Origin of the sequence: Inquilinus limosus MP06 (assembly GCF_000767795.1) — a bacterium.
Lineage (GTDB): Bacteria > Pseudomonadota > Alphaproteobacteria > DSM-16000 > Inquilinaceae > Inquilinus > Inquilinus limosus_E.
Genome location: NZ_JANX01000244.1, coordinates 1 through 8748 on the forward strand (window position 1 = coordinate 1; position 8748 = coordinate 8748).

Consider the following 8748-nt stretch of genomic DNA (forward strand, 5'->3'; position numbering starts at 1 on the left):
GGGCAAGCGGATCTACGGCGACACCATCCCGGCCCCGGCCGGCGACCGCCGCATCGTCGTGATCAAGCAGCCGATCGGCGTCTGCGCCGCGATCACCCCCTGGAACTTCCCGGCGGCGATGATCACCCGCAAGGCAGGGGCCGCGCTGGCCGCCGGCTGCACCATGGTGGTCAAGCCGGCCAGCGAGACGCCGTATTCGGCCTTGGCCCTGGCGGAGCTCGGTGAGCGCGCCGGCATCCCCGCCGGCGTGTTCTCGGTCGTCACCGGCAGTGCCGGCGAGATCGGCGGCGAGATGACGTCCAGCCCGATCGTCCGCAAGGTCACCTTCACCGGATCGACCGAGATCGGCAAGCTGCTGATCCAGCAATCGGCGTCGACGGTGAAGAAAGTGTCGATGGAGCTGGGCGGCAACGCGCCCTTCATCGTCTTCGACGACGCCGATCTCGACGCCGCGGTGCAGGGGGCGATCGCCTCGAAATACCGCAACACCGGCCAGACCTGCGTCTGCGCCAACCGCATCCTGGTGCAGGACGGGGTCTACGACGCCTTCGCCGCCAAGCTGGCCGAGGCGGTGGGCAAGCTGAAGGTCGCCGACGGCATGACCGACGGCGCCCAGCAGGGCCCGCTGATCAACATGAAGGCGGTCGAGAAGGTCGAGGAGCATATCGCCGACGCGGTGGAGAAGGGCGCCCATATCGCCCTCGGCGGCAAGCGTCACGCCCTCGGCGGCACCTTCTTCCAGCCGACGATCCTGACCGACGTGACGCCGGAGATGAAGGTGGCGAAGGAGGAGACCTTCGGCCCGCTGGCCCCGCTGTTCCGGTTCAAGACCGAGGAGGAGGCGATCCGGATGGCCAACGACACCGAGTTCGGCCTGGCCTCCTATTTCTACAGCCGCGACATCGGCCGGATCTGGCGGGTCGGCGAGGCGCTGGAATACGGCATCGTCGGCATCAATGAAGGCCTGATCTCCACCGCCGTCGCCCCCTTCGGCGGGGTGAAGGAGAGCGGCCTCGGCCGAGAGGGCTCGCATTACGGCATCGAGGACTATCTCGAGGTCAAATACATGTGCATGGGCGGGCTGAACCGGTGAGCGAGACGCTGTCGCCGCAGGAGCAGGGCAAGCGCGCCGCGGGCGAGGCCGCGGCGGCGCTGGTGCAGGACGGGATGCGCCTCGGCCTCGGCACCGGCTCGACCGTCCGCTGGGTGCTGGAGGCGCTGGGCCGCCGCATCAAGGAGGAGGGGCTGCGTGTCACCGGCATCCCGACCTCCGAACAGACGGCGGAGCGGTCGCGGGCGCTCGGCATCCCGCTGACCGATTTCGCCGCGACCGAGGCGCTGGACCTCTGCATCGACGGGGCGGACGAGGTGGAGCGCGGCACGCTGCGCCTGATCAAGGGGCTGGGCGGGGCGCTGCTGCGCGAGAAGATCGTGGCCGAGGCCTCGTCCCGCTTCATCGCCGTGGTCGACGGCTCAAAGATCGTCGGCACGCTCGGCGAGAAGGCGCCGCTGCCGGTCGAGGTCACCGCCTTCGGCTGGGAGGCGACGGCGCGTCGCCTCGCGGCCCTCGGCGGCGCCCCGGTGCTGCGCCAGCGCGACGGCGCGCCGGTCCGCACCGATGGCGGCAACCTGGTGCTGGATTGCGGCGGCTTCGCGCCGATCCGCGATCCCGAGGGGCTGCAGGCCCGGATCAAGACCATCGCCGGCGTGGTTGAGACCGGGCTGTTCCTCGGCGGCGCCGAGCAGGCGATCGTCGGCCAGGCGGACGGCAGCTCTACAATCCTGAAACCCGGGGCCTGACTTTTGGGGGAGGCCGCGGTGATGCCGCGGCCTCCCGCTCCGGCTAGGGTGGGTCATCGCACAGTCGAGATCAGGAGACTCGCATGACCCTCGCCCAGGCCCAATACGGCACCTGGCATGCCGACCCGCAGCGCGAGGTGGCGATGGCGGACGGCCACCGGCCCTATTGGGAGCATTTCATCGGGCTGGTGCCGGAGACGGACCTGGCCGGCAGGGACGTGCTCGATTTCGGCTGCAACCGCGGCGGCTTCCTGCAGCTGCTGCATGCCCGGCGCCCGTTCCGCTGGGGCCTCGGCGTCGACATCGCCACCGACTCGATCGCCGCGGCCCAGGCGGCGAAGGGCGACCTGCCGGTCGAACACCGCGTCGCCACCGACCTGTCGCCCTGGGCCGGCCGTTTCGACATCGCCTTCAGCTACGAGGTGATCTACCTGCTGCCGGACATCGCCGGCCATGCGGCGCAGATGTTGCAGGCGCTGCGCACGGGCGGCGTCTATTACGCCGTCACCGGCTGCCACACCGACAGCCCGCTGTGGCCGCGCTGGCGCACGCTGATCGGCGGCACCACCAACGCGCCGGTGCAGGACCGGTCGCCCGACGACTATGCCGCGGCCTTCGCTGCCGCCGGCTTCTCGGTCTCGGTCAAGAAGTTTGGCTTCGACGGCTTCGTGCCGGCGACCAAGGACAAGCGCTACTACCCGAAGCTGGTCGACGCCATCACCTACGGCGCCGAGCACAAGCTGCTGTTCCGCATGGTCAAGGCATAGCCGCCCTGCGGGGCGATCGGGCTTGCCTCGAAGGGGTTCCGCGGCCCAAATGCCACCTGAACCCCTTCCCGCGCGGCCGGCCCGGCTGCGCCGCTTTGACCGCGGCAAGCGGTCCGGACAGGCCATGAGCGGATTCGATTTCGACTATTTCGTCATCGGCGGCGGCTCGGGCGGCGTGCGCTCGGCCCGCATCGCGGCGCAGCACGGCGCCCGCGTCGGCATCGCCGAGGAGCGCTACTGGGGCGGCACCTGCGTCAATGTCGGTTGCGTGCCGAAGAAGCTGCTGGCCATGGCAGCGCATTTCTCCGCCGATTTCGAGGACGCCGCCGGCTTCGGCTGGACCGTGCCGGCCGCGACCCATGACTGGGCCACGCTGATCGCCCGCAAGGATGCCGAGATCGGCCGGCTGAACGGCATCTATCGCAAGCTGCTGACCGGGGCCGGCGCCACCATGTTCGACGCCCGGGCGACGCTGGTCGACGCCCATACCATCGATGTCGGCGGCAAGCGCGTCACCGCCGACCGCATCCTGGTCGCGACCGGCGGCTGGCCGGTGCTGCCGGACAAGCCCGGCGTCCGCGAGCACGCCTTCACCTCGAACGAGGCCTTTCATCTGGAGCGGATGCCGCAGCGCGTGGTGATCGTCGGCGGCGGCTATATCGCGGTGGAGTTCGCCGGCATCTTCCACGGCCTGGGCGCCGAGGTGACGCTGGTGCATCGCGGCGACATGGTGCTGCGCGGCTTCGACGACGACCTGCGCGTCCATCTCGCCACCGAGATGGGCAAGGCCGGGGTCAATCTGCGCCTGGGCTGCCAGGTCGAGGGCATCGCCAAGGTCGGCGACGCGCTGGCGGTGACGCTGAGCAATGACGAGGTGATCGCCGCCGACGGGGTGATGTACGCCACCGGCCGCAAGCCCAACACGGCCGGTCTGGGGCTGGAGGCGGCGGGCGTCGCGGTCGATGCCGACGGCGCGATCATCGTCGACGAGCATTACCGGACCAGCGTGCCGAACATCTACGCGCTGGGCGACGTCACCGACCGGCTGAACCTGACGCCGGTGGCGATCGCCGAGGGCCATGCCCTGGCCGACACGCTGTTCGGCAACAAGCCGCGGGTGCCGTCCTACGAGAACGTGCCGACGGCGGTGTTCTCCAACCCGCCGATCGGCACGGTCGGGCTGACCGAGGCGGCGGCGCAGAAGCAATATGGCGAGGTCGATGTCTACCGCGCCGTGTTCCGGCCGATGCGCCACACTTTGTCGGGCCGCGAGGAGCGGACGCTGATGAAGCTGGTGGTCGACCCCAAGACCGACCGGGTGCTGGGCTGCCACATGGTCGGGCCGGACGCGCCGGAGATCGTGCAGGGCCTGGCCATCGCCCTGACCTGCGGCGCCACCAAGGCGCAGTTCGACGCCACCATCGGCATCCATCCGACGGCGGCGGAGGAGTTCGTGACCATGCGCAGCAAGGTCGAGCGCCCTGCCAGCCCGGGGCTCGCGCAATGACGGACGCGCCGCAGAACGTCTATGACGACCCGGCCTTCTTCGCCGGCTATGCGGCGCTGCGCGAGGCCGAAAGCGGGCTGAACGCCGTTCTGGAGCAGCCGGCCTTCGCCCGGATGCTGCCGGCGTCGCTGGCCGGCCTTCGCGTCCTCGACCTCGGTTGCGGCTTCGGCGATTTTGCCCGCGCCGCCCGGGCAAGGGGCGCGGCGTCGGTGCTGGCGGTGGACGTCTCGGCCAGGATGCTGGCGGAGGCCGGCCGGCGCACGGCCGACCCCGGCATCCGCTATGAACAGGCCTCGATCGAGACGGTGGCGATGGGCGAGGGCGGCTTCGACCTGATCGTGTCGTCGCTCGCCCTGCACTACGTCGCGGACTACCCGGCCGCGGTCCGGCGGATCGCGGTCGCCCTGGCACCCGGCGGCCGCTTCGCCTTTTCGGTCGAGCACCCGATGTGCACCGCTCTGGGCGGCAGCCAGTGGCAGCGCGACGCCGAAGGGCGGAAGCTGCATTGGCGGGTCGACCGCTATGGCGAAGAAGGGCCGCGGCAGACCCGCTGGTTCGTCGACGGGGTGATCAAGCACCACCGCACGATCGAGACCTATGTCGGCACCCTGATCGCCGCCGGGCTGGTGCTGGCGCGGCTCGAGGAGCCGGGGCCGGTGCCGGAGGCGCTGGCATCCCGGCCGACGCTGGAAGAGGAACGTCGACGTCCTCCCTTCCTGCTGCTGGCCGCGGACAAGCCCGCCTGAGCTATCCCGGCCGCACGCCGTCCTTGTCATGGGAGGGCTGCGCTGCGACGCTGGCGTTGCCGGAGGCGCAGGCGTATAGCCTCACATCCGGTCCCGTCCGCAAGGGAGAGAGCAGGCGGGGGCGCAAGTGCGGAGTGTACGGCGATGGCGGAACGGTGGACCCCTGACTCCTGGCGCGCGATGCCGGTGAGGCAGATGCCGCAATATCCGGACGCGGCCAAGGTGGCGGCGGCGGAGCAGACCCTGTCGAAGTACCCGCCGCTGGTCTTCGCCGGCGAGGCCCGCTCGCTGAAGGCCTCGCTCGGCCGCGTCGCCGACGGCCGCGCGTTCCTGCTGCAGGGCGGCGACTGCGCCGAGAGCTTCGCCGAGTTCCATCCGGACAAGATCCGCGACACCTTCCGCGTGCTGCTGCAGATGGCGGTGATCCTGACCTTCGGCGGCGGCCTGCCGGTGGTGAAGGTCGGCCGCATGGCCGGGCAGTTCGCCAAGCCGCGCTCCGCCGACATGGAGACGATCAACGGCGTCTCGCTGCCCTCCTATCGCGGCGACATCGTCAACGGCGTCGATTTCGACGAGGCCTCGCGGGTGCCGGACCCGGCGCGCATGGTGCAGGCCTACAACCAGTCGGCCGCCACGCTGAATCTGCTGCGCGCCTTTGCCCAGGGCGGCTATGCCGACCTGCACAAGGTGCATCAGTGGAACCTCGGCTTCGTCACCCGGTCGCCCTGGGGCGAGCGCTACGAGGCCTTCGCCAACCGGATCGACGAGGCGCTGGAGTTCATGGCTGCCTGCGGCGTCACGGCGGAGACCACGCCGGCGATCCGCGAGACCGATTTCTACACCAGCCATGAGGCGCTGCTGCTGCCCTATGAGCAGGCGCTGACCCGGATCGACAGCACCACGGGCGACTGGTACGACGTCTCGGCCCATCTGCTGTGGATCGGCGACCGCACCCGCCAGGCCGACGGCGCGCATGTCGAGTTCCTGCGCGGGGTGAAGAACCCGCTGGGCCTGAAATGCGGCCCGTCGCTGGACCCGGACGACCTGATCCGCCTGATCGACGCGCTGAACCCGGACAACGAGGCCGGGCGCCTGACCCTGATCGTACGCATGGGCGCCGACAAGGTGGTCGACAAGCTGCCGGCGCTGCTGCGTCGGGTGCGTGACGAGGGCCGCACCGTGGTCTGGTGCTGCGACCCGATGCACGGCAACACCATCACCTCGCCGTCCGGCTACAAGACCCGGCCGTTCGACCGGATCCTGTCGGAGGTGCGCGACTTCTTCGACCTGCACCGGGCCGAGGGCACCCATCCCGGCGGCGTGCATTTCGAGATGACCGGCCAGGACGTCACCGAATGCACCGGCGGCGCCCAGGCCATCACCGACGAGGCGCTGTCGCTGCGCTACCAGACCGCGGTCGACCCGCGGCTGAACGCCAGCCAGTCGCTGGAGCTGGCCTTCCTGATCGCCGAGAAGCTGAAGCAAGAGCGCAGCGCGCAGGACGCGGCCCGCCGGGCCGCGGCCGCGGAATAGGGGCTGCGGCCGTCGTGCCGCGGCCACGGAATAGCAACCCTTCCAAGGGAACGGCGTCCATGACCCCTTCGGTCGACGATCTGTCGCGCTGGACCGACAAGTACTTCCTGCGGACCAAGGGCATCGTCGAGCGCTTCGGCGACACCCGCGTCACCTATGCCGTGTTCATGCGCCGCCCGGTGGTGGCGGCGCCGCGGCTGGCGATCGAATGGCTGCAGCAGGTGGCCAAGGAGCGCGGCTTCGCTGTCGAGATCGACCTGCGCTACGCCGAGGGCAAATGGGTCGGGTCGGGCGAGCCGATGCTCTACATCACCGGCCCGCTGCGCCATCTGGTGGACTGCGAGACGGTGCTGCTGCAGAAGCTGGGCCCGGCCTGCGTCGCCGCCTACAACGCCTACACCATGTGCGCCGAGCTGCCGCGCGCGGCCTTCCTGGCGATGGATGCGCGGCACTGCGCCGGTTCCGAGATGGCGGAGCTGATGGCCTATGCCGCCAGCGTCGGCTCGGCCCGGGCCAGGCGCAAGCACGACGCCAAGGGCTTCATCGGCAACGCCACCGACGCCACGGCGCACTTCTTCGGCCAGGCCGCCGGCCTCGGCACCATGCCGCACGCTTTGATCGGCTATGCCGGGTCGACTGTCCGCGCCGCCGAGATGTTCCACGAGGTGTTCCCGGACGACGCGCTGACGGTCCTGGTCGACTATTTCGCCCGCGAGGTGACCGACGCGCTGGAGGTCTGCCGCCGCTTCCCGGACATGGCGGCGGCCGGCCGGCTGTCGGTCCGCATCGACACCGGCGGCGGCCGCTACATGGAAGGGCTGGGGCCCGGCGAATCTTACGCGGTGCTGGAGCGGCACGTGCCCGAGGCGGTGCGCGGCTACCGCAGCGAGGAGGAGCTGCGCCACCTGATCGGCACCGGCGTCTCGGCCGCGGCGATCCACCATCTGCGCGACAAGCTGGACGAGGCCGGCTTCGGCAAGGTGCGCATCGTGGTCTCCAGCGGCTTCAGCCCGGCCAAGTGCCGGGTGATGGCGCTGGCCAAGGCGCCGATCGACGTGGTCGGCACCGGCAGCTTCCTGCCGGAGCGCTGGAGCGAGACCTACGCCACCGCCGACATCGTCGAGTATGACGGCAAGCCGATGGTCAAGGTCGGCCGCGAATGGCTGCTGCGGCTGCGCCCGGACGGCAGCGCCCGGCCGGGGCCGGACACCATGGCCGGCTCGGGGATCTAGGGATCAGGGCTGGGACGGCTTCGGCCGGCGGCTTCGCGGCGTGCCGTCCTCCCGGTCTTTCTCTTCGCTGTCGTCGATGGCGCCGCGCTCGATGTCGCGCTCGACCGAGGCGCTGAGCCGCTGGAACAGGCCGAGGCCCAGCATCATGCCGGTGCCGGCCACGATCAGCGCGGTCGGGTACAGCAGCAGGTTCACGTCGTCGCGCGCCACCTTGAAGATCACCACCAGGGCTTCGAGGAAGACGGCGATGACCATGGTCGACATGAACTTGGTCAGGCTCTTGCGCACCTCGGAGGCGCGGCGCCGCTCCTGGCCGCGCGCGACCTCCTCCTCCAGCAGGTACTTGGCGACGTCGAAGACGGCGGTGGCGATGATCAGATAGCCGATCACGTCCAGCATCGCCGTGTCGGTCGCGGCGTCGGGCGTGCGGAAGGTCGTGACCACGGAATAGATCGCATAGCCGGTCAGGCCGGCCGCCAGAAGCATCAGGATGACGCTGACGAGAAAGAAGGCCAGGCGGGAAACCAGTTCCATGGATGCCTCCCGAAGGCGCGGCGGTGTGTCCCGAACCGCCGCGTGCTAGCTTCGGGCTGCGCCGTTGCCGGAGCCCGATCGATACGTGAACCACAGCTTGGCCACTCCGTTCCCTTCGCCCGTCATCCAGTCGCCGCGCCTGCTGTGCCGGCGGATCCCCTGGCGCGACCCGGTCGAGGCCTTCGCCGCGATCCGGCGGCGGCCCCGGCCGATGCTCCTGGATTCCGCCCTGGTCGACGGCACCCGCGGCCGCTGGTCGCTGATCGCGGCCGATCCGTTCCGATGGATCGAGGTCGGCGCCGTGGAGTCGCCGGCCGATCCCTTCGGCGCGATCGCGGCGCTGCTGGCCCGTTATCGCGTCGAGCCCGATGCGGAGCTGCCGCCGCTCGGCCCCGGCGCGATCGGTTTTCTGGGCTATGAGGCCGGGCGGTTCGCCGACCGCATGCCGGCGCCGCAGCCCGCCGGGCTCGACCTGCCGGACATCGCCTTCGGCCTCTATGACTGCGTCGCCGTGTTCGACGCGGTGGAGCGGCGGGCCTGGGTGCTGTCGACCGGCTGGCCCGAGGAAGACCCCGTGGCGCGCCGCCACTGGGCGCAGGCGCAGGCCGACGACCTCGCCGCTGCGATCG

Annotated in this window: 8 protein-coding genes and 1 pseudogene; 8 read left to right on the forward strand and 1 reads right to left on the reverse strand. The window is 70.6% G+C overall.

Features of this window, described 5'->3' with window-relative positions; genetic code table 11:
* From P409_RS18545 to P409_RS18575, 7 genes are all read left to right on the forward strand, one after another.
* A partial coding sequence (locus P409_RS18545) for an NAD-dependent succinate-semialdehyde dehydrogenase (protein ID WP_034841090.1) occupies nucleotides 1–1093 on the forward strand: 1093 nt, incomplete at its 5' end.
* Nucleotides 1090–1800 (forward strand): ribose 5-phosphate isomerase A, encoded by a 711-nt coding sequence (gene rpiA, locus P409_RS18550; protein WP_274519166.1) that lies wholly within the window; start codon nucleotides 1090–1092, stop codon nucleotides 1798–1800. The genes P409_RS18545 and rpiA, both read left to right, overlap by 4 nt.
* An 83-nt stretch (nucleotides 1801–1883) precedes the next feature.
* On the forward strand, nucleotides 1884–2567 hold the full coding sequence (locus P409_RS18555) for a class I SAM-dependent methyltransferase (RefSeq protein ID WP_034841093.1): 684 nt from the start codon (nucleotides 1884–1886) through the stop codon (nucleotides 2565–2567).
* Nucleotides 2568–2691: 124 nt separating this feature from the next.
* The gene (gene gor / locus P409_RS18560; protein WP_034841097.1) at nucleotides 2692–4074 is read left to right on the forward strand and encodes a glutathione-disulfide reductase; all 1383 of its coding nucleotides are present in this window, start codon (nucleotides 2692–2694) and stop codon (nucleotides 4072–4074) included.
* Entirely contained in the window at nucleotides 4071–4820 is a 750-nt protein-coding gene (locus tag P409_RS18565; protein ID WP_034841102.1) for a class I SAM-dependent methyltransferase, read from the forward strand. The genes gor and P409_RS18565 overlap by 4 nt, the downstream gene beginning before the upstream one ends.
* A gap of 144 nt (nucleotides 4821–4964) precedes the next feature.
* Complete coding sequence (locus tag P409_RS18570; protein ID WP_034841106.1) at nucleotides 4965–6353, forward strand: class II 3-deoxy-7-phosphoheptulonate synthase; 1389 nt, start codon at nucleotides 4965–4967, stop codon at nucleotides 6351–6353.
* A 59-nt stretch (nucleotides 6354–6412) separates the two neighbouring features.
* The gene (locus P409_RS18575; RefSeq protein WP_052120904.1) at nucleotides 6413–7585 is read left to right on the forward strand and encodes a nicotinate phosphoribosyltransferase; all 1173 of its coding nucleotides are present in this window, start codon (nucleotides 6413–6415) and stop codon (nucleotides 7583–7585) included.
* A 3-nt stretch (nucleotides 7586–7588) separates the two neighbouring features.
* Here P409_RS18575 and P409_RS18580 read toward each other — a convergent pair whose 3' ends face one another.
* On the reverse strand, nucleotides 7589–8119 hold the full coding sequence (locus tag P409_RS18580; RefSeq protein WP_052120906.1) for a hypothetical protein: 531 nt from the start codon (nucleotides 8117–8119) through the stop codon (nucleotides 7589–7591).
* An 85-nt stretch (nucleotides 8120–8204) separates the two neighbouring features.
* On the opposite strand from P409_RS18580, the pseudogene P409_RS18585 reads away from it, so the two are divergent.
* Nucleotides 8205–8748: pseudogene (locus tag P409_RS18585) on the forward strand (hypothetical protein); the annotation flags it as partial.

Coding starts and splice junctions, on each gene's coding strand:
- P409_RS18555 (WP_034841093.1), top strand. CDS start 1,884: ATGACCCTCGCCCAGGCCCAATACGGCACCTGGCATGCCGACCCGCAG.
- gor (WP_034841097.1), top strand. CDS start 2,692: ATGAGCGGATTCGATTTCGACTATTTCGTCATCGGCGGCGGCTCGGGC.
- P409_RS18565 (WP_034841102.1), top strand. CDS start 4,071: ATGACGGACGCGCCGCAGAACGTCTATGACGACCCGGCCTTCTTCGCC.
- P409_RS18570 (WP_034841106.1), top strand. CDS start 4,965: ATGGCGGAACGGTGGACCCCTGACTCCTGGCGCGCGATGCCGGTGAGG.
- P409_RS18575 (WP_052120904.1), top strand. CDS start 6,413: ATGACCCCTTCGGTCGACGATCTGTCGCGCTGGACCGACAAGTACTTC.
- P409_RS18580 (WP_052120906.1), bottom strand. CDS start 8,119: ATGGAACTGGTTTCCCGCCTGGCCTTCTTTCTCGTCAGCGTCATCCTG.